Genomic DNA, 26,449 nt, shown 5'->3' on the forward strand with positions numbered 1-26,449 from the left:
GGCGTGCAACCCACACCGGAAGTCGTCCTCGCGGTCGTCTTCCTGCCGTTTCTCGCTGCGGCGTTCGCCCCGGCCGTTTATCGGGTTCTCGGGGAGCGCACAGCGTACTACGCGGCCGCCGTCGCGTTGGCCACACTCGGCCTCGTGACGGACCTCTATCTCGCGGGGGCGCATGGTACCGTCTCGTTCGATTGGATTCCCTCGCTCGGAATCTCACTGGCGTTCTACGTCGATGGTTTGTCGTTGCTCATCGCCTTCCTCGCCAGTGGCGTCGGCGTGCTGATTCTCACCTACTCGGGAGGATACATGCACGGCGAACCGGGCCAGGCGAAATACTACGCGACGCTGTTGGCGTTCATGGGGTCGATGCTCGGTGTCGCACTCGCAAGCGACCTCGTCGCCCTCTTCGTCTTCTGGGAACTGACGAGTCTGTCGTCGTTCATCCTCATCGGTCACTACACCGGCGAGGAAGCCTCGCAGTACGCCGCCCGGAAGTCGATGATAATCACTGTCTCCGGTGGACTGTTCATGCTGGTCGGATTCCTGCTTCTCGTGTGGGTCTCCGGCGAAACGACGGCTATCGAAGGGACGACCTACAGCATCCCGGTCCTCATCGAAAACGCCGACGCGATTCGAGAAGTCCTCTCGGCCAGTGGACTGCTCGTGCCCGTTCTCGTCCTCATCGGTCTGGGCGCGGCGACGAAGTCCGCGCAAGTTCCGTTCCACATCTGGCTTCCGAACGCGATGGAAGCGCCGACGCCCGTGTCGGCGTTCCTCCACTCCGCGACGATGGTCAAAGCCGGAGTCTACCTCGTCGGTCGATTCCGCCCACTCTTCGTCGCTGAGGGCGCACCCGTTCTCGGAGATTGGACGCTTCTCTTCGCGGTTCTCGGACTCCTCACGATGACGGTCGCTGCCATCCTCGCAGTGAGCGCGACCGACATCAAGGAACTACTCGCGTACTCGACGGCTTCGCACCTCGGACTCATCATCGCCGCATTCGGCTTTGCTAACTCCTACGGTGCCGAGGCAGGCGCGTTCCACATCCTCAACCACGCGAGTTTCAAGGCGGCCCTGTTCATGGTCGCTGGCATCATCGCCCATGAGGCTGGAACACGGCGAATCGACCGTCTGAGTGGGCTTCGAAAACACCTGCCCATCACGGCGATTATCGCGGTCGTCGCGTCGCTGTCGATGGCCGGTCTCCCACCGTTCAACGGCTTCTACTCGAAGGAACTGCTCTTCGAGTCGACGTACTACGCCGCCAAAGACGCCGGTGGACTCGCGTGGGTGTTCCCAGTCGTCGCAGTCTTCGGGAGCGTTTTTACGTTCCTCTACTCCATCAAGTTCGCCTCGCTGTTCTTCGGCGACGAACCGGAGGAACTGGGTCACGTCCACCGCCCACCGCTGGCGATGCTCGTGCCGCCCGCCATCCTCGGCGTACTGGTCCTCGCCATCTCCATCGCGCCGAACTTCTTCATCGAAGCACTCATCGGCTCGGTGTACGGCAGTGTCGTTCCCGGTGAGGCACACTCGTTCTCGGTCCACCTCCCGACCGAGCTGTCGCCGTACTTCATCATGAGTATCATCACTATCGTCACCGGCGCGGCGCTCTTCCCGTTCTACGACCGCCTCCACGACGCAATCAACGCGATTCTCAAAGGCCCAGTTCGTGCCAACTGGTGGTACGACAACTTCGTCGAAGGCCTGACGACGACGAGCATCGAGGTCACCCCGAAAGTCCAGACCGGACTGATTCGCACGTACGCGACGTGGGGCTTCGCTGCCGTCATCGCACTCGCACTCGGTGGTTATGCCGCCGCAGGCGTCTCACTGCCCGCAATCGAGGGCATCAGCCTGACCATCCCAATCGTGTTGGTCCTCTTGGTGGCGATTGTCGGAGCCATCGCGGTGGACATCGCACCCTCGCACGTCGCGGGTGTGCTGACGCTCTCCATCCTCGGCTTCATGGTCGCTATCTTCTACATCCTCGCGGACGCGCCCGATTTGGCGCTGACCCAACTCGTCGTCGAGACGCTCGTGTTGGTCATCTTCCTGCTCGTCTTGGACCGCCTTCCGGCGTTCTACGGCGACGCACCGGACCGCACCGTCTCCATCCGCGACGGACTGCTCTCGATTGGCGTCGGCGCGACGGTGTTCATCACCGTCCTGCTCGCCACGAGCGCGTCGCCCGCACCAATTCTCAAGGACTTCCTCGTCCAGCGTGCAGGCGTCCCAGCCGAACACGGGGCGTTCTTCACCGACTTCGGTGGCGGGTCCAACGTGGTGAACGTCATCCTCGTGGACTTCCGTGGATTCGATACGATGGGTGAGATTTCCGTCGTCGTGATGGCGTCGCTCGCCATCTTGACGCTGATTCGTATGCGTGGCCGAGGTGAGACCCAATGACGGGGTCCGACGGCCGGACGACGGTCATCACGCAGACGGTCACGCGACTCGTCGTCCCGATTACACTCGTGACGGCGATTGCGCTGCTCCTCCGTGGACACAACCTCCCCGGTGGCGGCTTTATCGGGGCCGTCCTCGCAGTGGCGGCGTTCGCACTCGTCTACATCATCTTCGGACTCGACTACCTCCAGCGCGACATCCTCGGCATGGCAATCGATGGCTCCGACAGCCACGGACTCGTCGAAGCCTACCGCTGGATGGGTGCGATTGGACTGGCTATCGCAGTCACGTCGAGTCTCGTCCCAATCGCGTTCGGCTATCCGTTCTTGACCGAGGGTGTGCTGTTCGTCGAACACATCCCGCTCTACGGAGAAATCGAAGTGGCGAGCGCGTTCGTCTTCGACCTCGGCGTCTTCTTCGCCGTCGTCGGCGGACTGCTCACCATCGTCGGGGAGGTGGGTGCTGAATGACGCAAGTCATTCTCGCCGCCGTCCTCGGCATCCTCTTCAGCATCGGGACGTACCTCGTCCTCCGACGCGACGTGGTTCGCGTCGTCTGGGGAATCAGTATCATCAGCCAAGCAGCGAACGTCTATCTCGTGACGATGGGCGGGTTCTCTGGACTCGCGCCGATTCTCACGGGCCACGGTGCCGAAGGCGCTGCCCCGACCGACCCACTCGTGCAGGCGTTGGTGTTGACCGCCATCGTCATCGGGTTCGGGACGACGGCGCTCGCGCTCGTCTTGACCTACCGGGTCTACGAGGAACACGGCACTATCGACATGTACGAACTCGGAGGTAACTCATGAGCACGCTCGTCATCGCACCGTTGCTCGTGGCGCTCGTGACAGCGATACTGACGCTGCTCGTCCGCCCGAGCGACGTACTCCAACGAACCGTCAGCCTCCTCGGTAGTATCGCGTATCTCGGCGTCGTCGCGGCGCTGTTCGATGCCGTGATTCTGCCGCTCGGAAGCGAACCACGAATCTTGGTGTACCAAGTCTCCGACTGGGCCGCACCGTTCGGCATCACGCTCGTCGCGGACGCCCTCTCGGTGTTCATGCTCGCGCTCGCCGGACTCGTCGGCCTGCTCGCACTCGCGTACTCCATTAGCTCGATTTCCGCCTACGGGCAGCGACTCACCTACCACCCGCTCTATCACTTCATGATGGTCGGCGTGACCGGCTCGTTCCTCACCGGCGACATCTTCAACCTGTTCGTCTGGTTCGAGGTGATGCTCATGTCGAGCTACATCCTGGTCCTGTTCTATTCCGGCCCAGAACACACGCGAGCCGCGCTCAACTACGTCGTACTCAACCTCATCGGGAGCGCCGTCATGCTCCTCGCAATCGGGGGTCTCTACGGCGTGACTGGCACGCTCAACATGGCCGACATGGCACGGCGACTGGCCGACCCCGTCACCTACGACGTTGCGGTCTTGCCCGTCCTCGGTCTCTCGGCCGTCCTGTTCTCGGTGTTCGCACTGAAGGCCGGACTCGCACCGTTCCAGTTCTGGGTTCCGGCGGCCTACCGCGCCGCCCCCTCGCCGGTGACGGCGATGCTCGCTGGTGTCGTCAAGAAGGTCGGTGTGTACGCCATCGTGCGTCTCTACTTCACCATCTTCGCCGCGGGCGTGTTCGACCTCGGCTTCCTCGGTATCACGGGTGACTCCGTCCTCGGATTCTTCGGCCCGGTCATGTTCGTCATGGCCGCTGTGAGCATCGTCTTCGGCGGGCTCGGCGCTGTCGGCCGCGACGACCTCGACGGCATCCTCGCCTACTCGTCTATCAGCCAAGTCGGATTCATCATCCTCCCCTTGGCAATCGCGGCGACGGTGCCATCGACCGAAGTCCGCATCCTCGGTGTCACCGCCGCACTGGTCTACGCGTTCAACCACGGCCTCGCCAAGAGTCTCCTGTTCTTGGCGAGCGGCACCATCAAAGACGCCATCGGCAGCGACCAACTCGCCGACCTCGGTGGGCTCGCCTCGCGGGCACCCGTACTCGCCGGTGCGTTCCTCCTCGGCGCACTCTCGCTGATTGGCGTTCCGCCGCTCTCGGGATTCTTCGGAAAGTATCTCGTCTTCCAGGCCGCCGCAGATGCCTACGCACTCGGGTCGGCCGGGTCAGTTCTCGCCTTGGGAACCGTCCTCTTCGGCGCAATCTTAACGATTGCCTACTACACGCGGGCGTGGAACAACGTGTTCTGGGGCCGCGCGAGCGAAGTCGTCGATACCGCGCTTCCGTCTCGCTGGTCGGTTGGGAGCCGTGACGTGGCGATGACCGACGGCGGTGAGGGCGAACTCGAACGCCTCGAACTCATCGCACAGGTCGCAATCGTCGTCGCGCTCGCTGTCGCCATCGTCAGCTTCGGTATCGGCTTCGAAGCGCTGTTCGCCTCTGCCGACGCCGCCGCACACGCCGCGCTCGACACGAACGGCTACGTCGATGCCGTGATGCACGGACCGGGTATCGGCGTCGGTTCTGGAGCCGAGACCGCCGCAGGAGGTGGGCACTGATGAGCCGCCGCTGGCCGCTTATCGGTCTCGCACTCGCTGGTCTGTGGGTGTTCGTCCGCGGTGTGGACCTCACGCCGATTCGACTCCTCGAAGAGTTCCTCATCGGACTTCCGGTCGGGTTGGGTATCGCGTTCCTCTTCCGTCGCTTCTACAGCGACGAACCCGCACTCGCCCAGCGCGTGGAAGTGGTTCCGTACATCGTACTCTACCTCACCACGTTCTTCTGGGAACTCCTCACGGCCAACATCGACGTGGCACGCCGAACGCTGTCGCCGTCGATGCCCATCGACCCCGGCGTCGTCGAGGTGTCGCTTCGGGTTCGAACGCCGGTTGCGATTACGACTATCGCGAACAGTATCACCCTCACTCCGGGGACGTTGACTATGGATTACAACGACGACACCAACACGCTGTACGTACACAGCATCGACGGAAGCGACGTCGAGGGAATCCTCGAACCAATCCGCCGGTGGGAAGACTACGCACTCGTCATCTTCGACGAAGAGTTGAAGCCCGGCGACCCAGTTCCGCGCGTGCAGACCGATGGCGGCAACTCCGAGACGGGAGGTGAACGCCATGGCTGAATCCGCGCTCGTCTCGTGGATGGAACTCGTCCTCAACGGCGCGCTCATCCTCGCGGCGGGGTTGACGCTCCTCGTGAGTTACCGCGTGATTCGCGGGCCGACGATTCCTGACCGCGTGGTCGCACTCGACACCATCGGCACGAACGTCGTGGCGATTGCCGTACTCTACGCCATCTGGTCCGAACAGGGCTACTTCGTCGGCGTGAGTCTCGTCCTCGCCATCATCGGCTTCATCAGCACGATTACCGTGGCGCGGTACGTCACGGAGGGGGACATCATCGAATGACCGCCGAAAGTGCTGCCGCAGTGACGGTCGGCCCGCTTCGCGCGGCGCTCGTCATCCTGCTCACGCTCGTCGGGAGTTTCTTCCTCGTCGTCGGGACCATCGGTCTCATCCGGTTCCCGACGGTCTACAACCGGATGCACGCCACCTCGAAGGCGACGACCCTCGGTACGGCGTCTATCGCCCTCGCCGGGTCGGTGTTCTACCTGCCCGCTGGCGACGGCCTCATGTCGCTCGTGACGGTGCTGTTCCTCTTCGTGACGGCACCGACCGGTGCGCACATGATTTCGCAGGCCGCCCAAGAGATGGGTGTCCCCTTCCTCGATGGGGTCCAGTGGCCGGTCGAGCCTGAAGAAACAGAACCGGACGACGACTAACGCTTACATCTCTTTTTCGAGTTCTGCTGCGAGCCGAGCGCCGAGTTCGGCTTTCGTCCCGACGAACTCCTGTACGTCGCTGTTGCGGACGAACAACGTTCTCGTGTCGTCTTCGCCCATCACGGAGGCGTCGTTGGCGACGACGAATGCCAGTCCGACACGGTCCATGATGCGCCGCGCTTCGGCGACCATCGCGTCGTCGTCACCCGACGTTTCGGCTTTGAACCCGACGATTGGAAGGTCGGGATGCGCCTCGCGAACCGTGTCGATGAGCTTCGCCGTCGGTTCGAGCTCGAGGGTTCGCGCCTCGCCGGAGCGAATCTTCTCTGAGACCTGTTCGACGGTGAAATCCGAGATGGCGGCCGCAGAGATGAGTGCGTCTGCATCGGCGACGGCTTCCTCGACTGCTGCGAGCATCTCCGCGCCGGATTCGACTTGTTTCACGTCGGCGTAGTGAACGTCTGGGCCGTCGTGGACGAGCGTCACGTCCGCGCCGTGAATAGCGAGCGCACGGGCGACAGCACGGCCAGTCCGACCGGATGCGCGGTTCGAGAGCGTCCGAATCGGGTCGATAGATTCGGTCGTCGAACCGGAGGTGACGACGACAGATTTCCCGGCGAGCGACTGCTCGGTGGTCGCTTTGGCGACGCCGGTGATGATGGCGTCCTCGGTGGCAATCTTGGCTTTGCCCTCCTCGATTCGTGGGTCCACGAACTCGACGCCCCACGAATCGACTTTCTCGATGGCTTCGAGGACGCCGGGGTGGTCGTACATCGGTTCGTGCATCGCGGGGGCGACGACGACTGGCACGTCCGCGCCGAGGGCGGTGGTTGCACACGTCGTCACGGGCGTATCGTCGATGGCGGCGGCGATTTTCCCGACGGTGTTGGCGGTTGCGGGTGCGATGAGAAACACGTCGGCCCAACCTTCTCGGCCGCAGAGTTCGACGTGTTCGACGCGGCCGGTAATCTCGGTGACCACGTCGTTCTCGGTGGCGAACTCGACCGCCCACGGGTGGATAATACTGGTAGAGGCATTCGACATCACCGCTCGAACTGACGCCCCCTGCCGACGGAGTTCGTGCGCCAACTCGACAACCTTCACGGCCGCGATACTCCCGGAGACCCCGAGCGCGACGTTCACACCTTCGAGCATTCACTCAAACTGCGCCCGCAATTGGTTAAAAGGATTCGCGTCGTGATGCTGCGAAAATCCAATGGTGTGCGACTCGGCAACCGAAGCGAGTCGTGTTACTCGTCCAATCGCCCTAGCTCGTCCTCGACGAGACTGGGGTGTGTGCGCTGTGGTTCAGAATGTGGCTCTGCAAAGAACGACTGCATGACCTCTCGGGACTCGTCTTCGCGGCGCTTCCGCTCTTCGAGCGGAATCTCCTCGCACGCTGGCGGCACTTCGCGCCCACGGTCGGTGAAGTAGCCTTCCGGCGCAACCCAGTCGTTGTAAAACGGTGTCTCTGAGTCGTGGACGAGTGTGATGGCCGTCTCTGCGGCGTCGCCCGCCGCGACGACGGTCTGGTGATAGATTTCGGTGAGACGGCCAGCGGCGTAGATACCCTCGACACTCGTTCGCCCGAGTTCGTCGGTATCGACGTAGGTTTTCGACCCTGCCGCGCGGAGTTCGACGCCCGTCTCTTCGAGATACGAGGCATCGGACCACGAGGCCGCGAGGACGCGCGTAGCGGTGAGAGTCGATTCGCCGTCTTCGGTTTCGACGGTCGCGCTAAATTCGGGGTCGTCGGCAGTGCCGAGTACGTCGAGGGCGACGACGCGTCCGGTTTGCTGGTCTGCACCCGCACGGTCGGCCTGCTCGGAAAGAAGGTCGGTAAAGAGACGACTGTTCACTCCGGCGGGGAAACCCGGCACGTTCTCCAAGTGTGCGTTTCGGCGGACGATAGACTCGCCATCGTTGACGACGAGCGTGTCGAGACCGGCGCGAGCGAGGAACGTCGCCGCGGTGAGACCGGCGACACCGCCACCGACGACGAGGACATCTCGTGTGTCTTCCATACTCGGAGGTTATCGAATCGACCGAAAAAGCAAATCGGTTGCAGTTGTGGTCGCCAGTGTCCCGCTGGTCGATGGATTCTCGCCTAAAGGGCTTTGTTCCCGCCGACCAATTCGTGGTCGTGGACGAGATTGTCGTCAGTACCGTTGTCTATCTGCCGCCCGAGGAGATTTACGAATTTCTCGTCGATTTCCCGCGGTACGCCAACTACTCGAAGCACCTAACCGACGTGCGACAGGCGGGCGACGGGTCACCGGGGACGCGCTACCAACTGCGATTCGCGTGGTGGAAACTGACTTACACGGCCGAATCGGAGGTCACCGCAGTCGACCCGCCGACACAAATCGATTTCAAGATTACCAAAGACATTCACGCCGTCGGCCAGTGGCGCGTCGAACCGCTCGACGAACTCCCGGAAGACGCACCGATGGACGCCGAGACGGCCTCACGCGTCGTTTTCGACGTGAGGTTCGACACCGACACTGTCGACGAAGGCAGTATCGACCTGCCCAGATTCGTCTCGTTGAGTTGGGTCATCAACCGCATCAAGCCAATCTTACAACGAGAGGCAGAACACATCGTCGAACGAATCGTCGCCGACATCGAAGGACGGCGGCGACACGTCGATATCACCATTCACACCAATTCGAGGGCGTGAATCGCGTGTCTCTCTCGCACACCGAACGGGCAAATAGTGCCGCCGAACAGAAATGCACATACCTTCGGATGATTCACGTATCGACAATGAGAGAGGTTGGGATTTCGTGCGAGTAATCATCGTCGGCGCTGGTCAGGTTGGGTCGTCTATCGCCGCAGACCTGGATGAAACACACGAAGTCGTCATCATCGACTGTGACCCGGAACGGGTAGACGAACTCAACTACTCACTGGACGTCCTCGCGCTCGAAGGCGACGGCACGGCAGTCTCGACGCTCGAAGAGGCGGACGTCGAACGCGCGGACATGGTCATCGCATCAACCGACGACGACGAGACGAACATCGTCGTCTGTGCGACGGTGAAAGCGATTTCCAGCGCGTTCACCATCGCCCGCGTGAAGAACACCGAATACCTCCGGACGTGGCAGCGCTCTGAGACGGCCTTCGGCGTGGACTTCATGGTGTGTACGAACCTGCTGGCCGCGGAATCTATCGTTCGCGTCGTCGGCCTTCCCGCCGCCCGCGACGTGGACCCCTTCGCCGGTGGAAAGGTTCAGATGGCCGAGTTCGAAGTCGACGAGACGAGTCCCGTGACGGACCAGACGGTCCAGCAGGCAGACCGATTCGACTCGTTGACGTTCGCAGCACTGCTCCGAAATGGCTCTGTCATCATCCCGCGTGGTGATACGGTCATCCACAGCGGCGACCGAGTCGTCGTCATCGGCAGTCCGCAGAGCGTCCAAGAGTTCGCCCGAACCATCGCCCCCGAAGAGGAAGTCGGCCCGGCAGAGGAAGTCGTCGTGGTCGGCGGGAGCGAAATCGGCTATCACGTCGCGCGCCTCCTCGAAGAACGAGGATTCAAGCCCCGTCTCATCGAGCAGGACAGCGCCCGGGCACGGGAACTCGCCGAAGACCTGCCCAAGACCATCGTCATGGAGAGCGACGCGACGGACATCGAGTTCCTCAAGCGCGAACACATCGACGAGGCGGATATCGTCGTCGCCGCGCTCGACTCCGACGAGAAGAACCTGCTCGTCTCGCTGCTCGCCTCTCGTCTCGGTGCAGAGCGAACCGTCGCCGTCATCGACACCACACCCTATGTCGAACTGTTCGAGGCAGTGGGCGTCGATATCGGCGTGAGTCCGCGCGAAGTCGTCGCCGAAGAGATTACGCGCTTCACGCGTGACGGCGGCGCAGAGAATATCGCACTCATCGAATCAGACAAAGCAGAAGTGCTGGAAATCGAAATCGACGCCGAAAGCTTGCTGGCCGGAAAACCAATTCGTGAGTCAGTCAGTTCGCTCCCCGAAGGCGTCGTTATCGGTGCGATCACCCGCCAAAACGAGTTTATCACCCCTCGCGGGAACACCGTCATCAACCCCGGCGACCACGTCGTCGTCTTCGTCGATAACGAAGTCGTCGATAGCGTCGCACCAAAACTCTAACCGGCGCGCACCCACACGTTTCTCGAATCGGAATCCGAACAGGGAAGAGTCCTGCGTGTAGAACGTTCGTTCACGAATGAAACTGCGGGTAGATTACAAAGCGAGTCTTCGTCTGGTGGGGACGGTTCTCAAATATCTCGCCGTCCCACTCTGTTTCCCGCTCGTCGTCTCGCTCTACTACGGCGAATCGGTGTTGCCCTTCGTCATCACGATGGCAATCACCGTCCTCGTGGGGACTGGACTCGAGCAACTAGCAGAAGAACCCGACATCGGCGCGCGTGAGGGATTCTTGATGGTCGCGGCGACGTGGCTTGCCGTGACGATTATCGGGGCGATTCCCTTCCTCATCGAAGCCCACGGCATCCCCTTCGTCGTCTCGGCACTCCATCCTGAATCGACCCTCGGGAACCCAGTGAACGCGCTCTTCGAGTCGATGAGCGGCTTTACGACCACTGGAGCGACCGTCCTCGGTGACATCTCGTTCGAGTCGCACACACGCGGCATCATGATGTGGCGACAGTTGACCCAATGGCTCGGTGGCATGGGTATCGTCGTCCTCGCGGTAGCGATTTTGCCCGAACTCTCGGTCGGTGGCGCACAACTCATGGACGCCGAAGCACCTGGTCCTGGTATCGAGAAACTCACCCCCCGAATCGCTGAGACGGCACGCGCACTGTGGGGTGCGTACCTCGGTCTGACCGTCCTCGAAATTCTGCTCCTGTACGGCCTGTACCTCGCTGGCTACGCGCCGAATATGGACGTCTACAACGCAGTTGCCCACGGATTGACGACCATGCCGACCGGCGGGTTCTCGCCCGAGGCACGCAGTATCGAGGCGTTCTCGGCCGCCGCGCAGTGGGTCATCATCCCCTTCATGATTGCCGCCGGGACGAACTTCGCGCTCTTTTGGCACGTCCTCACCGGCGAGCCGAAGACGCTCTTCCGCGACACCGAGTTCCGCTCGTATCTCGGCATCATCGGTGTCCTCTCTGCGATTCTCGCCGCCGTCCTCTTCATCGGTGATGGCCTGCTCTCGGTCGCACCGATGGGCGAGACGTTCGACCAACTCTACCTCGAAAGCATCCGCGTTGCCCTCATCGGCGACGCCGAAGCATCGGTCCGACAGTCGGTCTTCCAAGTCGTCTCGATTATCACCACCACTGGCTATGCCAGTATGGACTTCAACGCGTGGAGTTCGACGACGAAGTACGGACTTCTCTTTGCCATGTTCATCGGTGGGTCTGCCGGTTCGACTGGTGGGGCAATCAAAATCGTCCGCTGGTACATCGTGCTGAAATCGCTCCGCCGTGAGTTGTTCACCACTTCCCACCCCGAGGCGATTCGCCCGGTTCGACTCGCAGGCCGCGCCGTGGACGAGCGCGCGATTCGCGGCATATACGCCTTCACGCTCCTCTATCTCGTCTTGTTCTTCATCTCGACGGGTCTCTTGCACCTCGATGCCACCCGAATCGGATTCGAACTCACGATTCTCGAGACGATGAGTGCCGTCGCCGCAACCCTCGGCAACGTCGGGCCGGGATTCGGCGTCGTCGGCCCGATGGGGAGCTATCTCGACTTCTCGAATAGTTCGAAACTCTACATGGTGCTGTTGATGTGGGTCGGACGTCTCGAAATCATCCCTGTCCTCGTTGTGTTCACGCCGGAGTACTGGCGGAGATAGGGCACCGCTGGCACTTTCGACGCGTCCAGAAGGCATTTACTTTCGATTGACAGTTACTTGCGCAGATGCGCAGTCGAATCCTGCTCGCGACGGTACTCGTTTTGATGCTCACCAGTGGGTGTCTCGACTCTCCACTGAATCAGGACAGAGAGCCCACCGAAACCGAGAGGAGCCAAAGTACAGATTCCGAAATGAAGCCACCAATTAACAAACTCGTCATCGAAGACAACTACCCCGGAAACTTCTCGGTGCGAATCACTGGCGAGTCGCGGGAGGTGGTTTTCAATAAGAGCTACTCTGCGAACCACACCGAAGAGATAGATTTGAGCGGGCACTTCCCGGCAGACGAACGGAGAACGGTTGAAATTCACGTGAACGGGTCACGCGCTTGGAGGCGGTCCATCGCGTGGTACGAGGGGTACATGCTGGAGATCGCTGACGACGGGACTGTTCGTGAAGGGAAAATCGAAGTGTGACTGCGCTTCGTGTGAGACGGGTATCCCGCGCTGAAGCGTTCAATCGAAGCAGAAAACTCCCGTTTCGAACGTTCGCTTACGGATTCAGTCCGTAGAGAATCGACCGGAAGAACACCAAGACGGGAATAATCTCCAAACGACCGACCCACATGTTGAGCAGGAACATCGCTTCCGCAAAGGGATTCATCGTCGGGCCGGTGATGCCAGTCGAGAGGCCGACGTTCCCCTGTGCGCTGGCGACTTCGAACAGTGCATCTGCGAACGTGAACTCCGGTCCGGCGAGATTCACGAGCAGGAGACTCGACCCGAGGAGGACGAAAAGCCACAGCAAGGAGACGATAGACGCCTCGGAGAACTCGCGCTCCATCTCGGGCCGAGAGAGTCGGCGGCCATCCATCTTGAGCGAGACGATGGCGCTGTCGGGGAGGAAGACGCGCGAGAACTGCCAGCGGATGCCTCTCGAAATCGTGTAGCCACGGATGATTTTGATACCGCCGACGGTCGAACCGGCGGCCCCACCGAGGACCATCGCACTGGAGAGGATGAGTTTCCCGCCGTCAGACCACTGGCCGATTGGTGCGGATTGGAAGCCAGTACACGAGAGGGCGCTAATCCATTGGAACGTCGAATCCCGAATCACGTCCGAACCGGGGCCACCGACGACCAGCGAGAGGTCGAAGTAGTTGGCAGTCTCGGCGAACGCCGACCCCGCCGTCGTCGGAAGCGAGACGAGGTTCTGGACGGAGAGACCGACGACGCCGACGCCGAAGATGATGAACAGCCAGCGCGTTTGCAGGTCGTTCCAGAGTTTGTTCAGTTCGTGATTCTGGAGGATAGCGTAGTGAATCGGGAAGGCAATCGCCCCGAGCGCCATAATCGGGAGCAACACCGTCTCGATGAGCGGCGAGTTGTAGGTCGCAATCGAGTTGTCGGTCACCGAGAACCCGCCGGTCGAGAGACCGGTCATCGCGTGATTCAACGCCTGCCACGCGGCCTCCCACGTCGGAATCGTCGCTCCGTAGTCGCTCAGGCTGATTGCGATAAAGAGTACCAGAATCGACAGCGCGGTGTAGCCGACGAAGATTTTCCAGACAGTGCGAACCGTCGAGACGACGCTCGGGTGGATTTTCTCTTCGCGTGCCTCACCGCGGTAGAGGGCGTAACTCCCACTGCCGGGGCGCGAGAGAATCGAGACGGTGAGGACAATCACACCCACGCCGCCGACCCACTGGATGAGCGAGCGCCACCACTGAATCGACCGAGGGAGCGACGGTTCGTGAATCGCCATGGTCAATCCACTGCCCGTCCACCCGCTCATCGACTCGAAGAACGCGTGGAGCGGATTTCGGAAGTACAGGAGGCTCGATTGAGTGTATTCGACGCCCTGTGGTACGAGCGCGGCGAGTGCGGCATCGGGCACGAAGTAGGCCGTCAGGACGAACGGGAGCGCCCCAAACGCGGCAGTCGCAAACCACCCAGCAGCGGCGATAATCATCCCGTGTTTCATTCGCGGGACCGGTGCTTCTTCGAACGCGCTCCGCGCGCCGAGGCCGACGAACGCAGTGAATCCTGCGGCCGTGAGGAACGCGAGCGCGGCGTACCACTCGCCGAAGACACCCGCGACGAGTACGGAGGCGACCATCAGAACCGACTCCATCGCGAGCAACGACCCGATGTCGCGCCCGATGATTGCGAGGTCGGCAGGCCACCCAGAAACAGTCCGTCCGCGACGAGACATCAGTGGTCCTCGTAATGGCCGAAGACGTCCGTCACTTCGGGAGTTGCACCGTCACCGGAGTAGACGGTAAGTAGGTCGCCCACGTGGACTGTCGTGTTACCACGCGGGGTTATTGGGTCGCTCTCGTCGGCGCGTTCGACGGCGACGATGAGTACGTCGTCGCCCAACAGTCCACCTTGGGCGGCCTCCTGAATCGTCTTGTTGACGATGGGTGCTTCTTCGTCCACTCGGATTTCGAACACCTCAGCGTGGTCGCCGACGCGCATGTAATCGACGATAGAGGGGCGCTTGACTGCCCGATAGAGGTACTCAGCGATGAGACGCTGTGGGTTCTCCATCGTGTTGACGCCGATTTGCCGGTAGAGACTCATGTGTTCGGCATTGTGAACGACAGAGACGATATCTGGAATTTGGAGTTCCTTTGCGAGCAGACAGACCATGATATTGGTCGCGTCCTTGTCCGTCGTCGTGATGATGGCGTCCGCACGCTCGGCACCGGCCTCGACGAGCGTCTGTTTCACCGTGGCGTCGTCGTTGAGGACGAGACAATCGAACGTTGCCGCCGCGGTCTCTGCTTTGGCTTCGTCGCGTTCGACGACGACAACCTCGTTGCCGCCTTCGGTCGCAATTTCGATAAGTGGCGTGCCGATATTGCCCGCCCCAACGACGATGATGTACATGTTATTCCGCCGTGCGTAACCGGCAGTGGAAAAGCTATCGGCATGACGAGCAGTCTGTTGGCCTGCGAATTGTTGGAGAACATCTGATCGGCGACCACATTCGTCATCGAATGTTTCGAAACAGGAGTATAATGAAGACGTGTGTCAGACTCCAATCGAGCCAAAATTCTCCATGTGGTCGTGTCCTTCACCTATCGAAGATTTATCATTCGCCATGATGTACGTCAACACACATGTGCGAGTTGGTCACCCACCCCCGACCGAGACATCACGTGAGGGGTAGCTCGTGAGTCACTCCGGTGGGCGTGAGCCGACAGTGAGCCTCAGCCTCCTCGATGCCACGATGGTCGGCATCGGAGCGATGATCGGCGCGGGCATCTTCGTGCTGACCGGACTCGCCGTCGAAATCTCGGGTCCGGCCGCGATACTCGCGTTCGCGCTCAACGGGGGCGTCACTGCGTTTACAGCGCTGTCGTATGCCGAACTCGCAGCGGCAATCCCGAGAAATGGTGGTGGCTACGCGTACGTCCGAGAGGTCTTCTCTGCACCCGTCTCGTTCGTCATGGGCTGGACGCGGTGGTTCACCTACATGATTGCCGGGTCACTCTACGCGTTGGGGTTCTCTTCGAACTTCATCGAATTCGGCCACATCTACGGCATCACGCTCCCCGGCCCGCCAGTTCTCTACGCACTCGGCGCTGTCGCGGTACTCGTCGCACTCAACGCGCTCTCGACGGAAGCATCCGGGAGGGGAGAGACTGCAATCACGCTCGTCAAAATCGCGATTCTCGTCGTCTTCGTCGGATTTGGGCTCACCGCGACGCAGGTCAACGAGTTCGACCCGCTCTTTACGAACGGTGCGTTGTCGGTCCTCCCCGCGATGGGTCTCACCTTCATCGCGTTTCAGGGATACGACCTCATCGCCACCGTCACCGAAGAGGTCGAAAACCCGCAGAAGAACATCCCGCGAGCGATTCTTCTCTCAGTCGTTGTCACCGTCATCGTCTACCTGTTCGTCGTCTTCGTCGCCATCGGAACGCTCGGTGCCGACGGACTCGCAGGCGCGGGCGAGACAGCAATCGCACAGGCCGCAGAAGGCTTCATGCCGAGGTTCCCACTCATCGGAACTGGCGCGGCACTCATCGCCTTCGGCGCGGTGTTCTCGACTATCTCGGCGCTCAACGCCGTCGTCATCGGGTCGTCGCGTGTCGCCTTCGCCATGGGTCGCGAGCGGCAACTTCCGGCCGCACTCGGTCGGTTCCACTACCGATACGGGACGCCGCTCGTTGCGATTCTCGCGTCTGCCGTGGTGATGCTCATCGCCGTGGTGGTCGTCCCGATTCGTATCGTCGGGAACCTCGCAAGCCTGTTTTCGCTCCTCGGATTCATCATCGTCAACTACGCGCTGATTCGCCTTCGCCGCCGACAACCCAACTTACAGCGACCGTTCAAGGTTCCCTACTATCCGCTCACGCCAGTTCTCGGCATCGTCTGTAACCTGCTGTTGGGACTCTTTATCGACCCCTTCACGTGGGTACTCGCACTCGGATGGTTGGCTGTGGGTGGTGGCGTGTACCTCGTCCTCTCGCGTCGCGGAATCACCGGCCCACCGACGACGCCCGAAATCCAAGAACCAGAACCGATTCAGACCCCAGAACAGACCGACGACTGACCGCACACATACAACATCGTAACCCGTAGACACACCAATGACCGAAACAGCCACACACGATTTACGCGTCATCATCGCTGGGGGCGGTTCGATGGGCGTTCGAACCGCCGAACTCCTCGATGACCGCGGCCACGACGTGGTTATCATCGAACCCGACCCAGACCGCGTCCAGAACGTAGCCGACCGCTATCTCGCCACCATCATCGAAGGCGACGCCTCACGCCCGGAGATTCTCAGACAGGCCCAACCCGAGCGCAGCGACGTTGTGGCCGCCTTGACCGACGACGAAGCGACGAACTTCGCTATCTGTCTGGCCGCCCAGCGCATGTCCGACGCCCGAACCGTGATGCGAATCGAAGAGGCACCCGACGAACTGTACGAGGAGTTCGTCGATGGACTCGTCTTCCCCGAGCGACTGGGTGCGCGCGCCGCGACCAACGAGATTGCGAACGGCGGCGTCCGAACTATCGAAGACATCGGCGGCAGCGTCGAAGTCGTCGAGGTCGAAGTCGCAGACGACGCACCCGTCGCCGGACGCCGACTCGACGAGGTTCGACTTCCGCGCGGGAGCCTGATTATCGTGGACTACCACGGCGACAGACTCGGCGGCCCCGATACGGTACTGGAGGCAGGCCATCGGTACGTCCTCGCCGTGGAGTCGAACGTCTCTGACGAAGTGATGAATCTGTTCCGTGGCTGAGTTGGGCGTCTTCTGCCGACACCGCCGCCTGAAAACCTATTACTGTGGATAGAACTTTGACAAGTATGCACCGTCCCTCCCGTCGCGCCCTTCTCGGTGCTGGCGCGACGTTTCTCGCTTCTCTCGCAGGATGTCTTGGCCCAGTACATGAATTTGGGTCAACAGAGACGACGAACACCACAACTACGACACCGACGACTGAGACCACCGAGTCGCCCACGCCGTCGTACGACGTGGACGTGAATTCCATCAGCGTCGTACCCGAGTTGGTCGCCTTCGACTCGCCGGATTCGACCAGTACTGTCGGCGACCGCGACGAGCAATTCGTCGTCGCCGACGTCGCGTCCGCAGACCATTACGGCCCCGGTTTCGAAGAATTCGAACTCGTCTACGACGGCGAAGTATTTCACCCAGTAACTGGTGAAGAGAACGGTCGATACTACCGACAGTGGCCCCGAAGTGGTGGAAAGTACACACCGGGTGCGTCCGGAACCCTCGTCTTTCGACTCCCGAAGCCAATCGAATCCGAGTCTGTCGCGCTCGGATGGCCCGGTGGGTCATACGAACTCGATTCGAACTCAGTCTCGAAACTCACACGTCCACCGGCTGAGTTCTTGGTCCACGGAGTCTCGGCAGAGTTGCGGGACGACGGCCTCGCAAACGTAGACGTCGAAATCGAAGTCAGAAACATCAGTTCGACCGCTGGCACCTTCGTTGGCGCGCTCGACCGAGTTGGACCGAATGTAGCGTACACGCCCGAAGAGGCAGTCGTATTCGAAGTCCCCGCAAAGGACACAGCGACGTGGAGTCACACGTTCGAGTTACCACTCCCAGCATCGGACGAATACTCGCGTGCCTCCTTCATACTCGATTGGCGACGTGGGAGTATGGGAACGGTCGTAGACCTGCGAGAAGGCGAGTCGTAGCCGGAGAAGAGTTGTAACCTCAAGAAGAAAAATGCGGAATCAGTTCGTTTTTGGCTGCAATCCAATACTCCGGGAACAGATACCCGACTCCTCGTTAGAAGTCAACGCCCTTGTTCGAGAATGCCTGCTTCAATCTTCGAGAATAACTCTCCCGGCGGAAGTGGTGACTGTTCGCTGACTCGAGCCGATTCGTCGAACGGTTGGGCCTCGTTCACCAGTTGTCTGACTTGATGAACGCATTTTCGATTGGTTCGGTCTCGAGCCTCCCACTCGTCTAGTGACGTGTTACAGTCGGCGGCGGCCCCAAGTGTTAGTGTGTCTGCGTGTGTCCGAATCTCGGCGGCGGTAGACAGCTCGATTTCATCACGTACGAGTGCCTCGTCGAGTAGCGTCTCGATTCGTGTGCGGACCTGTTCGCCCATCTCCACAAGGTCAGGCGCACTGTACGTTTCTTTTGTCGTAATTCGTCGACGCTCTTCGTGGAGTTCGCCGATAATCACCCCCTTTTTGGTGATGAATCCTGCTCTCGGAGGGGTCGTTCCAATCGTCGCTTTTGGATTGAGGACGAACGATGCGTGGTGATTTCCAACGAGTCGTCCGCGAAGTGAGATTTCGTGATGATTTACGAGTCGAATGTGAACGTTCTTCATCGTCGTCGTCAAAAACACACCCATCTGAATCGCCCGAAGTGCGTTGGCCAGTGCCCGTACCCGATTGAGTATGATGCTATCCGGGTGTGGAACACGACCGTTGGCCGGGTGGGCCGTAGCAGCATCATAAAACTGCCCCCACTGGGTGTCCTGAAACAGGTGTCGGAAACTTTCGAGTTCGATATCTTCGTGGAGTTCTAAGGCGGACGTTTCCTCGGTTCGGTGGCTAACTGGGTCGGCAAAATAGACGAACACTTGATTTGCTCGTGATGCTGACGCCTCTATTGCTCGAATAAAATCGACATCGATCGACCGGAAGAAGACTGAGAGAAGGTGAACGTCGTCGTAACTGGTGACGATGTCCGGGTCGGTGATGATATCTTGGCTTTGCTGTTTGAACTGATTCCAGTCGAGTTGATTGTCGAACAGCAGTGTATCTAGGGTATCCAAATCGAGAGCATTTTCAGACTCTTCGCCGCAGAGCGCGTTCGGCCAGAAGTGTTGGAGTGACTCAGACGTCCCCGCTGACGTGACCGGAAGAACGCTGGCAGATGCGACCACACTCCCGATAGTCTTCAAGAACGCGCGTCTACCTTGGGTGTGTGAATCGACCTTTTTCTGGATGATGTCGAAGACCAACCGCAGTCGGTTGTTTCCATCTGGGTCTTCGATTAACCCCCATCCCAACGTCTCGTCATCTTCGTGGCCACTGTCGTACCAGTGGTCGAGTTCTGCCTGCAAATACTCTCCACCATCCGTCCGGAGATTGTCGTCTACTGACTCGCCACTGGATAGTTCTACATCTCTGATCTCGATCTCTGGGTGTTGTTCTCGGAGGCTATCGAACCAGTCGTCACCGAACCAGTAGCGACCGAGCAATGCAAGCATGAGCAACGTCTTGCTCGTCGTCCCCTCGACCGCTGATGGAATGAATTCGTTCGCTTGGGCCGAAACTGAATCATTCGGGAGGCCCACCTGAACGAGGTCGATGAGTGTGCCTTCATCGATTGGAACGACGAAGAACTCGGAGAATTCCCAGGAATCATCTGCCTTTTGAATCGACTGCATAACTTCCTCGGAGGTGGCAGCAACTTCGACGACCGAAAAGAGGGCGGGATTGTAGTGCGTCGAATCTACGAGGTCTTCGAACACGCCAAGACACCGAATCGTTTCGATCCGGTCAGCAAGCCCCAGTTCTTCTTCGACTTCCCGCTCGATGAGTTCGTATGTCGGTCGCACCGTCCCGCTCGGTGTCACGTCTTCGTCTCGATCGAGATAGCCGCTTCCGGGGAATGAGAGCAATGCCCCGGTGTCGTCTTCGCCCGCTCGGACACCAACCAACAGGCCGTCGTCAGCAACGACGGCGACAAACGACGAGAGAACGCGGACTTGTAACCGAAGAGCCGTACGCACTTCGTCTGATATTTCGATGTCGGCAGTTGCACCGTGGCGGGACAGAATGAGCCGTCGAACGAGATAATCCCTGAACTGTGCCGGGCCAAGTAACAGTCGTCGTCCATTCTCGTCAACGTCGACCACATTCAGTAGATTTCCGTCGAAGAGGCGGTCGTTTCTGCCGGCGACAGAATCCCATACCTGCTGGATAGTCGCTGCCACGCTGGGGGAAAAACCGTACTTCGAATCGGGGTCGTACACCAGCTCGAGGTCGGCTGGGTCGATACCAGTCGCGCCGTAGTCCCCCCAGCGGACATATGATGCCATGATGACGGGTCTACGGAGCGGGGGGGTTTGAATCCACCCGAGAAAGAAGATTCGAGGGAGAAGATCCCCCGACAGAAACCGATTTTTCGTTGGGCGAAATCGCGTTCGAGTCGCTTACTGTTCGACCGCAGATGCGGCGCGAATAATCGTCTCTTCGTCGAACTTCGGGCCAATCAGTTGCAGACCGACTGGCAGTCCGTCAGTTTCGCCTGCCGGGACGGAGATAGCCGGGAGGTTGGCGAGGTTGATGGGGACGGTGTTAGCGTCGGCGAGGTACATCTGGAGCGGGTCGTCGAGGCTCTCGCCGAGTTTGAACGGCGGCACCGGCATCGTCGGCGAGGCGAGTACGTCCACGTCCTCGAATGCAGAATCGAAGTCCTGTTTGACCCACGCGCGGGCGTCCTGTGCCTTCGCGTAGTACTTGTCGTGGTAGCCTGCCGAGAGGGCGTAGGTGCCGAGGAGGATGCGGCGCTTGACCTCGGGGCCAAATCCTTCCTCGCGGGCGCGGGCGAAGGCCTCGTTCCAGTTGCCCTCGTAGCCGCCGGATTTGCCGTAGCGAACGCCGTCGAAGCGTGCGAGGTTCGAGGAGGCTTCGGACATGGCGATGACGTAGTAGGCCGCGACCGCCTTCTCGACCGAGGGCATACTGACTTCGGTGTACTCTGCGCCCTGTGCTTCGAGTTCCTCGATCGCGTCCCAGAATGCTTCGACGACACCGTCGTCTGCGCCTTCGACGAACTCCGTGGGAACGCCGATTTTCAGGCCATCGACGTCGCCATCGGCGGCCGAAGCGTAGTCCGAGTCTTCGCCTTCGTCGTAGGTGGTTCCGTCGTGAGCGTCGGGACCAGCAATCACGTCGAGGAGCGCGGCGGCGTCTTCGACGGTCGGCGCGATTGGGCCGATTTGTTCGAGGGAATTCGCGTAGGCGACGAGGCCGTAGCGTGAAACCAGTCCGTAAGTGGGCTTGATGCCGACGACGCCACAGAAGGCGGCGGGACAGCGAATCGAGCCACCCGTGTCGCTCCCGAGTGCGAGGTCAGCATCGCCTGCGGCGACGGCGGCCGCAGAGCCACCAGAGGAACCGCCGGGGACGCGTTCTTCGTCCACGGGGTTCTTCGTCGGCCCGAACGCGGACGTTTCGGTGGTCGTGCCCATCCCGAACTCGTCCATGTTGGCCTTACCGACGATGGTCGCGCCAGCGGCTTTGACGCGCTCGACGACGGTTGCGTCGTACGGCGGGACGTAGTCTTCGAGCATCGCAGAGCCACAGGTGGTTCGCAGGCCCTTCGTGGAGATGTTGTCCTTGACGGCGATGGTCTTTCCACTGAGAGAGCCGTCTTCGTCGCTCTCGATGGTCTCCTCGGTGATGAATGCGTTCAGCGACATTACGACACCCGGGGTCCTTTGAAGTAGCCGTCTTCCGTCTCGGCCGCGTTGGAGAGCGCCTCCTCTTGGGTGAGGCCGTCTTTGACCTCGTCGGGGCGCATCACGTTCACCAGTTCGTCTTCGCTGTCGACTTCGGGAACCTCGTCAAGTGCGTCGAAGTACGTCAGAATGTCCGCGAGTTGCGTTGCGAACTCTTCGACTTCGTCATCGTCGAGGTCAACCCGCGCCAACTCGGCGACGTGCCGAACTTCGTCGGCATCGACGGGCGTATCGCTCATACTTCGGCAGTGTCGGAGACTGGGAGTAAGGGTTTCGGTGTGGTCGTTCCATTCCAAAAAGTTTGTAACCGCCCCGTGACACACTCTCGCACAGATATTCCGTCGTTCCGATGCCGTCAGATATAAGTAACCGGCCTCAATACAAATTGATGGAGAACGACCGTTCCCAGTTGCTTCTCTCGAACACACAATGACTGAAAGTGTCCGACGTTTCACGACCGGAAACGCGCGCGTGCGCGAATCAGAGGAACGAGAGTCGAACGAGCGCGAAGAGGGCGAGACGCTCGCCTGTCCAGAATGTGGCTCGTCGAATCTCATCTCCGACACAGAGCACGGCGAAACGGTCTGTGACGAGTGTGGACTGGTTGTCCAAGAAGACGAAATTGACCACGGTCCCGAGTGGCGTGCATTCAACTCGGCCGAGAAAGACTCAAAGTCCCGTGTTGGTGCGCCGACCACCAACATGATGCACGACAAGGGACTTTCGACCAACATTGGCTGGCAGAACAAAGACGCCTACGGGCGCTCGCTTTCCTCACGACAGCGTGAGAAGATGCAACGACTCCGAACGTGGAACGAGCGCTTCCGAACCCGCGACTCCAAAGAGCGCAACCTGAAACAGGCGCTCGGCGAAATCGACCGCATGGCATCTGCCCTCGGTCTCCCGGACAACGTCCGCGAGACGGCAAGTGTCATCTACCGCCGCGCACTCAACGACGACCTGCTCCCGGGTCGCTCTATCGAGGGCGTCGCAACCTCAGCGCTGTATGCCTCGGCCCGGATGGCCGGAACACCCCGCTCGCTGGACGAGATTACCAACGTGTCGCGCGTTGACAAAGACGAGATTGCGCGGACCTACCGCTACGTCGTCCGCGAACTCAAACTCGAAATCAAGCCTGCGGACCCCGTGCAGTACGTCCCCCGCTTCGCCTCTGAACTCGACCTCTCCGAGGAGTCCGAGCGCCGTGCGCGCCAACTCCTGGAGAACGCCAAGAAACAGAGTATTCACTCGGGGAAATCGCCTGTCGGCCTCGCCGCCGCGGCCGTCTACGCCGCTGGTCTCCTGACCAACGAGAAGGTGACCCAAAACGAGGTCTCTGATGTGGCGAACATCTCTGAAGTGACCATCCGTAACCGGTATCACGAACTGCTCGAAGCAGAAGAGCAGTTCGAGATGTCCTAACGGAATCGCGTTTTTCAACTGCGTTTTCGCAACACCGATAGGCGAACAGGCAGAGCCTCAGCTATGGAGACGACTCGTCACTTCACCTCCACCGTCTACATCGTCAACGACGGTGCCGTCGCCCTGCACCGACACGAACGACTCGGGATTCGCATCCCACCGGGCGGCCACATCGACCGCGACGAACTCCCGCACGAGGCAGGGCTTCGAGAAGTGAAAGAAGAGACCGGTCTCGAAGCAGAATTGGTCGATGAGACGGACGCCGTCCCTGCGCCTGACGGACGAGTCCTCCCGCAACCGCGACACCAGATGCTCTACGACATCAACGTCCACGAGGACGGTCGGGTCGGCCACCAGCACATCGACCACATCTACTACGCCCGCGTCGAGTCCCGAGAAATCGACCCCCACGACGGCGAAGTCGATGCCGAGGTGTGGGAGTGGTACAACGAGTCTGAATTGGAGAAGAGCGACATCGACCCCGACACGGTGCAGTTCGCACTGGAAGCAATCGACGTCGTTGCGGACGAGGCGGCAATAGAGAACTAATTCTCGCCGACGAGCGACTGGATGTACTGTTCGACGTGGTTGTCCATCCGGCGTTTGTAGCCCGCCTGCCGCGCCAGTCGGTCGAGTTCGCGTGAAGCGTACGTGCCGTACTGGACTGCCTTCTTGTTGGCTTCGACCACCGACTCCGGAAGGACGTCGCGGGAGGCTTCCCGCAAGGCAACCTTACGGCGACTCGCTTCGACATCGACGAGTAACTCGTCTGGGAGCGGAAGCGCCGCCGAAACGACTCGGTCGTCGAGGAGTGGTGCGACCGGTTCGACGCCCGCCGCCCGCAAGGTGAGCAAGTCGCGTTCGAGTTGGTCGGGGAGCGTCTGAATCATCTCGCGGGCCGCACCGCGAATCGTCTCGGCTTCGACTCGGTGGTCACCGGGGGCTTTGGCGACTTTCGCATAGCCGCCGAAGAGTTCGTCAGCACCCTGTCCGACCGCCAATTTGTCGTAGCCGTCGGCGGCGACTTGCTCGGCAAGCAAGTAGAGAGGGAGGACGATTTGTACGTCCATCGGGTTGGTTCTCCCGAGCGCCGCGACGACTTCGGGAATTGCGCGTTTCAGTTCGTCGTGGGTGAGTTCGACGACGCGCAGGTCGCGGTCCATCGCGTCTGCGGCGTCGCAGGCCGCGTCGATGTCGTGTGAGCCTTCGAATCCGGCGACATAACACGGTGCGTCGGGGACGCCTGCGGCGACGATAGACGAATCGACGCCACCCGAGAAGGCGACTGCGAGTCCCTCGGACTCGACTTCGCGCGTCGATTCGAGGACTGCGGTTTTGACCTGTTCCAGTGCCGCCTCGCGGTCGGTCTCTGCTGGTGGGTTGGGAAGTTCCCAGACCTGTTCGAGACCGTTCGTGTTGCGTGTGTGGCCCGGAGGAACTGCAACCGGGTTCGACAGATTGCGGTGGTCGAACGACCACGTGGTGTGGTCGCCTGCTTCCGAAAAGATGGGTTGGCGACCGAGGACGTCGCGGACGAGAACTCCGTCGAGTTCGCCCGCAAAACCAGCAGTGCCGGGGAGTGGGTCACCCGATTCGAGGGCATCTCGCACCTGTGACTCGGATGCGCCGCGCATCACAGTAGGTCGGCGAGCGCGTGCTTGAGTCGTCGTTTCGCGCCGCCTGCGGCCTGTTGGAACGAGATGCGCCACGGGGTCTTACTCCCGACGACGCTGGTTCGGCCTTCGGTGATTGCTTCGAGGATGGCGTCGGCAGAGCGTGTGTCTGTGCCGACTTCGGTAATCGCTTGGCCGACCATCTCGGCGATGTGCGCGTCGCTTCCCGCAGTCATCGGGAGGTTACGACGCTTTGCAAATCGCTCTGCGCGCTGGTTGGCAATCCCGGTCAAGAGCCGGGAATTGTAGACTTCGATTGCGTCCGCCGCGGCGAGTTGCTCGCGCGAGATGTGCGGCGCGACGCCGTGGCGAGATTTCTGGAACGGGTGGGGAACGATAGCGATGCCGCCCGCGTCGTGGATGCGGTCGAGCGTCTCATCGTAGGAGAGACCTGCGGGAATGAGTTCTTCGACCCCCATCGCGAGGACGTGCCCTGCGGCGCACGTCACTTCCATGCCGGGGATGCCGACGAGTCCGTAGTCGGGCGCTAATTCTGCGGCTTCGAGACTCGCGTCGATTTCGTCGTGGTCGGTGACCGCAAGTGCGTCTACACCGACCGCAACCGCCTGTTCGAGGAGGTACTCGATTGGGTCGCGTCCATCGTACGACAGCGACGAATGCGAGTGCAACTCGACCGATAACACGATGTAATCTACCAGTGGCGGCTAAAAAAGCGCCCCGGTCCTGGCGTCACTGTCTTGCAGATTGCTAGCACTTGTCTCATGAGGTGGCCAGTACTGACGCTCTATTCACCACGAACCTTCCTTCGGTCGGAGAGTCCCTCGTCTGCGAACTACCCGAAAGATTGGATGAAATGTCAGCATTCAAATATTTAATCGTGTCCAGCGAATGAATACTACAGTGGGAACCACCGCGTTGGTGTCCACTGGGGAGAACTGCAATGACTGTACGAGACATCGCACGTCCAAAAGACGAACTGGTAACAGCAGAACCGGACACAGAAGTACGCGAACTCGCAAAGCGGATGCGAGACCGAAACGTCGGCTCTGTCATCGTCGCCAACGGCGACGAGATTCACGGCATCGTCACCGACCGAGACCTCGCCATCAAGGTCGTTGGAGAGGGACGAAACCCCGACAAACTAACCGCGAAAGAGGTGATGGTCGAAGAACCGTTCACGGTCGATGCCGACTCTGGCGTCTACGAACTCTTCGGACAACTCCGTGAACACGGCGTTCGACGCGCACCGGTGGTCGACGGTGACGAACTGTGCGGCATCGTGACGGCCGACGACCTGCTCGTGTTACTCGAAGACGAGATGCACGAACTCTCGCAAATCATCCGTGCTGAGTCACCGCCGTACACACCCGCATAAGTCGCAGTGGAGGCGACTTTCGGGACATTCGATTTTTTGGGCACGTTTGTGCAT

Annotated in this window: 26 protein-coding genes; 17 read left to right on the forward strand and 9 right to left on the reverse strand. The window is 60.5% G+C overall.

Annotated elements, in window-relative coordinates; translation table 11 throughout:
• Nucleotides 1-3 precede the first annotated feature (3 nt).
• Genes mbhE through mnhG form a run of 7 tightly spaced genes read left to right on the forward strand, consistent with a single transcriptional unit; the run spans nucleotide 4 to nucleotide 6,170 of the window.
• Nucleotides 4-2,409: a hydrogen gas-evolving membrane-bound hydrogenase subunit E gene (gene mbhE / locus ACK509_RS03560; protein WP_410765121.1), complete on the forward strand. Its 2,406-nt coding sequence runs from the start codon at nucleotides 4-6 to the stop codon at nucleotides 2,407-2,409.
• The gene (locus ACK509_RS03565) at nucleotides 2,406-2,879 is read left to right on the forward strand and encodes an MnhB domain-containing protein (protein ID WP_410765122.1); all 474 of its coding nucleotides are present in this window, start codon (nucleotides 2,406-2,408) and stop codon (nucleotides 2,877-2,879) included. Before mbhE ends, ACK509_RS03565 begins: the two co-directional genes overlap by 4 nt.
• Nucleotides 2,876-3,217: a sodium:proton antiporter gene (locus ACK509_RS03570; protein WP_410765123.1), complete on the forward strand. Its 342-nt coding sequence runs from the start codon at nucleotides 2,876-2,878 to the stop codon at nucleotides 3,215-3,217. The genes ACK509_RS03565 and ACK509_RS03570 overlap by 4 nt, the downstream gene beginning before the upstream one ends.
• Nucleotides 3,214-4,926, forward strand: coding sequence for a complex I subunit 5 family protein (locus tag ACK509_RS03575; RefSeq protein WP_410765124.1), 1,713 nt, complete (start codon nucleotides 3,214-3,216; stop codon nucleotides 4,924-4,926). The genes ACK509_RS03570 and ACK509_RS03575 overlap by 4 nt, the downstream gene beginning before the upstream one ends.
• Nucleotides 4,926-5,510 (forward strand): Na+/H+ antiporter subunit E, encoded by a 585-nt coding sequence (locus tag ACK509_RS03580; RefSeq protein WP_410765125.1) that lies wholly within the window; start codon nucleotides 4,926-4,928, stop codon nucleotides 5,508-5,510. Before ACK509_RS03575 ends, ACK509_RS03580 begins: the two co-directional genes overlap by 1 nt.
• The gene (locus ACK509_RS03585; RefSeq protein WP_410765126.1) at nucleotides 5,503-5,796 is read left to right on the forward strand and encodes a monovalent cation/H+ antiporter complex subunit F; all 294 of its coding nucleotides are present in this window, start codon (nucleotides 5,503-5,505) and stop codon (nucleotides 5,794-5,796) included. The genes ACK509_RS03580 and ACK509_RS03585 overlap by 8 nt, the downstream gene beginning before the upstream one ends.
• Entirely contained in the window at nucleotides 5,793-6,170 is a 378-nt protein-coding gene (gene mnhG / locus ACK509_RS03590) for a monovalent cation/H(+) antiporter subunit G (RefSeq protein ID WP_410765127.1), read from the forward strand. The genes ACK509_RS03585 and mnhG overlap by 4 nt, the downstream gene beginning before the upstream one ends.
• A gap of 3 nt (nucleotides 6,171-6,173) precedes the next feature.
• Here mnhG and coaBC read toward each other — a convergent pair whose 3' ends face one another.
• A complete protein-coding gene (gene coaBC / locus ACK509_RS03595) occupies nucleotides 6,174-7,325 on the reverse strand; it encodes a bifunctional phosphopantothenoylcysteine decarboxylase/phosphopantothenate--cysteine ligase CoaBC (protein WP_410765128.1) in 1,152 nt (383 codons plus the stop codon).
• A 95-nt stretch (nucleotides 7,326-7,420) separates the two neighbouring features.
• Entirely contained in the window at nucleotides 7,421-8,194 is a 774-nt protein-coding gene (locus ACK509_RS03600; RefSeq protein WP_410765129.1) for an FAD-dependent oxidoreductase, read from the reverse strand.
• Nucleotides 8,195-8,313: 119 nt separating this feature from the next.
• Here ACK509_RS03600 and ACK509_RS03605 point away from each other — a divergent pair, with 119 nt between their 5' ends.
• The 4 genes from ACK509_RS03605 to ACK509_RS03620 all read left to right on the forward strand — a co-directional run bounded on the left by ACK509_RS03605 (nucleotide 8,314) and on the right by ACK509_RS03620 (nucleotide 12,451).
• Complete coding sequence (locus ACK509_RS03605; protein ID WP_410766244.1) at nucleotides 8,314-8,850, forward strand: type II toxin-antitoxin system RatA family toxin; 537 nt, start codon at nucleotides 8,314-8,316, stop codon at nucleotides 8,848-8,850.
• A 106-nt stretch (nucleotides 8,851-8,956) separates the two neighbouring features.
• Nucleotides 8,957-10,294 (forward strand): Trk system potassium transporter TrkA, encoded by a 1,338-nt coding sequence (trkA, locus tag ACK509_RS03610; RefSeq protein ID WP_410765130.1) that lies wholly within the window; start codon nucleotides 8,957-8,959, stop codon nucleotides 10,292-10,294.
• Between the two features lie 76 nt (nucleotides 10,295-10,370).
• Entirely contained in the window at nucleotides 10,371-11,975 is a 1,605-nt protein-coding gene (locus ACK509_RS03615) for a TrkH family potassium uptake protein (RefSeq protein WP_410765131.1), read from the forward strand.
• Nucleotides 11,976-12,079: 104 nt separating this feature from the next.
• Nucleotides 12,080-12,451, forward strand: a complete 372-nt coding sequence (locus ACK509_RS03620; protein WP_410765132.1) for a hypothetical protein — start codon at nucleotides 12,080-12,082, stop codon at nucleotides 12,449-12,451.
• A 76-nt stretch (nucleotides 12,452-12,527) separates the two neighbouring features.
• Here ACK509_RS03620 and ACK509_RS03625 read toward each other — a convergent pair whose 3' ends face one another.
• Nucleotides 12,528-14,189, reverse strand: a complete 1,662-nt coding sequence (locus tag ACK509_RS03625; protein ID WP_410765133.1) for a TrkH family potassium uptake protein — start codon at nucleotides 14,187-14,189, stop codon at nucleotides 12,528-12,530.
• Nucleotides 14,189-14,869 (reverse strand): potassium channel family protein, encoded by a 681-nt coding sequence (locus ACK509_RS03630; RefSeq protein WP_410765134.1) that lies wholly within the window; start codon nucleotides 14,867-14,869, stop codon nucleotides 14,189-14,191. The genes ACK509_RS03625 and ACK509_RS03630 overlap by 1 nt, the downstream gene beginning before the upstream one ends.
• Nucleotides 14,870-15,155: 286 nt before the next feature.
• On the opposite strand from ACK509_RS03630, the gene ACK509_RS03635 reads away from it, so the two are divergent.
• The 3 genes from ACK509_RS03635 to ACK509_RS03645 all read left to right on the forward strand — a co-directional run bounded on the left by ACK509_RS03635 (nucleotide 15,156) and on the right by ACK509_RS03645 (nucleotide 18,167).
• Nucleotides 15,156-16,541, forward strand: a complete 1,386-nt coding sequence (locus tag ACK509_RS03635; protein WP_410765135.1) for an APC family permease — start codon at nucleotides 15,156-15,158, stop codon at nucleotides 16,539-16,541.
• Nucleotides 16,542-16,578: 37 nt separating this feature from the next.
• On the forward strand, nucleotides 16,579-17,241 hold the full coding sequence (locus tag ACK509_RS03640; RefSeq protein ID WP_410765136.1) for a potassium channel family protein: 663 nt from the start codon (nucleotides 16,579-16,581) through the stop codon (nucleotides 17,239-17,241).
• A gap of 65 nt (nucleotides 17,242-17,306) precedes the next feature.
• Nucleotides 17,307-18,167, forward strand: coding sequence for a hypothetical protein (locus ACK509_RS03645; protein ID WP_410765137.1), 861 nt, complete (start codon nucleotides 17,307-17,309; stop codon nucleotides 18,165-18,167).
• A 101-nt stretch (nucleotides 18,168-18,268) separates the two neighbouring features.
• Here ACK509_RS03645 and ACK509_RS03650 read toward each other — a convergent pair whose 3' ends face one another.
• From ACK509_RS03650 to gatC, 3 genes are all read right to left on the reverse strand, one after another.
• On the reverse strand, nucleotides 18,269-20,539 hold the full coding sequence (locus ACK509_RS03650) for a hypothetical protein (protein ID WP_410765138.1): 2,271 nt from the start codon (nucleotides 20,537-20,539) through the stop codon (nucleotides 18,269-18,271).
• Between the two features lie 114 nt (nucleotides 20,540-20,653).
• Nucleotides 20,654-21,925 carry an Asp-tRNA(Asn)/Glu-tRNA(Gln) amidotransferase subunit GatA gene (gene gatA, locus ACK509_RS03655; protein WP_410765139.1) on the reverse strand — a complete coding sequence of 424 codons (1,272 nt, stop codon included), beginning with the start codon at nucleotides 21,923-21,925 and terminating at the stop codon, nucleotides 20,654-20,656.
• Entirely contained in the window at nucleotides 21,925-22,203 is a 279-nt protein-coding gene (gene gatC, locus ACK509_RS03660) for an Asp-tRNA(Asn)/Glu-tRNA(Gln) amidotransferase subunit GatC (protein WP_410765140.1), read from the reverse strand. Before gatC ends, gatA begins: the two co-directional genes overlap by 1 nt.
• 190 nt (nucleotides 22,204-22,393) lie before the next feature.
• Here gatC and ACK509_RS03665 point away from each other — a divergent pair, with 190 nt between their 5' ends.
• Nucleotides 22,394-23,386: a transcription initiation factor IIB gene (locus ACK509_RS03665; RefSeq protein ID WP_410765141.1), complete on the forward strand. Its 993-nt coding sequence runs from the start codon at nucleotides 22,394-22,396 to the stop codon at nucleotides 23,384-23,386.
• A 63-nt stretch (nucleotides 23,387-23,449) separates the two neighbouring features.
• On the forward strand, nucleotides 23,450-23,935 hold the full coding sequence (locus ACK509_RS03670; RefSeq protein ID WP_410765142.1) for an NUDIX hydrolase: 486 nt from the start codon (nucleotides 23,450-23,452) through the stop codon (nucleotides 23,933-23,935).
• Here ACK509_RS03670 and ACK509_RS03675 read toward each other — a convergent pair.
• Complete coding sequence (locus ACK509_RS03675) at nucleotides 23,932-25,020, reverse strand: asparagine synthase C-terminal domain-containing protein (RefSeq protein WP_410765143.1); 1,089 nt, start codon at nucleotides 25,018-25,020, stop codon at nucleotides 23,932-23,934. The genes ACK509_RS03670 and ACK509_RS03675 overlap by 4 nt on opposite strands.
• Entirely contained in the window at nucleotides 25,020-25,703 is a 684-nt protein-coding gene (locus ACK509_RS03680) for a PHP domain-containing protein (protein ID WP_410765144.1), read from the reverse strand. Before ACK509_RS03680 ends, ACK509_RS03675 begins: the two co-directional genes overlap by 1 nt.
• A 257-nt stretch (nucleotides 25,704-25,960) precedes the next feature.
• On the opposite strand from ACK509_RS03680, the gene ACK509_RS03685 reads away from it, so the two are divergent.
• On the forward strand, nucleotides 25,961-26,395 hold the full coding sequence (locus ACK509_RS03685) for a CBS domain-containing protein (RefSeq protein ID WP_410765145.1): 435 nt from the start codon (nucleotides 25,961-25,963) through the stop codon (nucleotides 26,393-26,395).
• Nucleotides 26,396-26,449 lie beyond the last annotated feature (54 nt).

Origin of the sequence: Haloferax sp. DFSO60 (assembly GCF_046557615.1) — an archaeon.
Taxonomy (GTDB): Archaea; Halobacteriota; Halobacteria; order Halobacteriales; family Haloferacaceae; genus Haloferax.

Bases quoted from the DNA above. Each gene is read 5' to 3' on its own strand.
- ACK509_RS03675 (WP_410765143.1), bottom strand. From the start codon at position 25,020: ATGCGCGGCGCATCCGAGTCACAGGTGCGAGATGCCCTCGAATCGGGT.
- ACK509_RS03570 (WP_410765123.1), top strand. From the start codon at position 2,876: ATGACGCAAGTCATTCTCGCCGCCGTCCTCGGCATCCTCTTCAGCATC.
- mnhG (WP_410765127.1), top strand. From the start codon at position 5,793: ATGACCGCCGAAAGTGCTGCCGCAGTGACGGTCGGCCCGCTTCGCGCG.
- gatA (WP_410765139.1), bottom strand. From the start codon at position 21,925: ATGTCGCTGAACGCATTCATCACCGAGGAGACCATCGAGAGCGACGAA.
- ACK509_RS03645 (WP_410765137.1), top strand. From the start codon at position 17,307: ATGCACCGTCCCTCCCGTCGCGCCCTTCTCGGTGCTGGCGCGACGTTT.
- ACK509_RS03615 (WP_410765131.1), top strand. From the start codon at position 10,371: ATGAAACTGCGGGTAGATTACAAAGCGAGTCTTCGTCTGGTGGGGACG.
- ACK509_RS03640 (WP_410765136.1), top strand. From the start codon at position 16,579: ATGACCGAAACAGCCACACACGATTTACGCGTCATCATCGCTGGGGGC.
- ACK509_RS03630 (WP_410765134.1), bottom strand. From the start codon at position 14,869: ATGTACATCATCGTCGTTGGGGCGGGCAATATCGGCACGCCACTTATC.
- ACK509_RS03665 (WP_410765141.1), top strand. From the start codon at position 22,394: ATGACTGAAAGTGTCCGACGTTTCACGACCGGAAACGCGCGCGTGCGC.
- ACK509_RS03575 (WP_410765124.1), top strand. From the start codon at position 3,214: ATGAGCACGCTCGTCATCGCACCGTTGCTCGTGGCGCTCGTGACAGCG.
- ACK509_RS03565 (WP_410765122.1), top strand. From the start codon at position 2,406: ATGACGGGGTCCGACGGCCGGACGACGGTCATCACGCAGACGGTCACG.
- ACK509_RS03650 (WP_410765138.1), bottom strand. From the start codon at position 20,539: ATGGCATCATATGTCCGCTGGGGGGACTACGGCGCGACTGGTATCGAC.
- coaBC (WP_410765128.1), bottom strand. From the start codon at position 7,325: ATGCTCGAAGGTGTGAACGTCGCGCTCGGGGTCTCCGGGAGTATCGCG.
- gatC (WP_410765140.1), bottom strand. From the start codon at position 22,203: ATGAGCGATACGCCCGTCGATGCCGACGAAGTTCGGCACGTCGCCGAG.
- ACK509_RS03600 (WP_410765129.1), bottom strand. From the start codon at position 8,194: ATGGAAGACACACGAGATGTCCTCGTCGTCGGTGGCGGTGTCGCCGGT.
- ACK509_RS03620 (WP_410765132.1), top strand. From the start codon at position 12,080: ATGCTCACCAGTGGGTGTCTCGACTCTCCACTGAATCAGGACAGAGAG.
- ACK509_RS03685 (WP_410765145.1), top strand. From the start codon at position 25,961: ATGACTGTACGAGACATCGCACGTCCAAAAGACGAACTGGTAACAGCA.
- ACK509_RS03670 (WP_410765142.1), top strand. From the start codon at position 23,450: ATGGAGACGACTCGTCACTTCACCTCCACCGTCTACATCGTCAACGAC.
- ACK509_RS03585 (WP_410765126.1), top strand. From the start codon at position 5,503: ATGGCTGAATCCGCGCTCGTCTCGTGGATGGAACTCGTCCTCAACGGC.
- ACK509_RS03580 (WP_410765125.1), top strand. From the start codon at position 4,926: ATGAGCCGCCGCTGGCCGCTTATCGGTCTCGCACTCGCTGGTCTGTGG.
- ACK509_RS03625 (WP_410765133.1), bottom strand. From the start codon at position 14,189: ATGTCTCGTCGCGGACGGACTGTTTCTGGGTGGCCTGCCGACCTCGCA.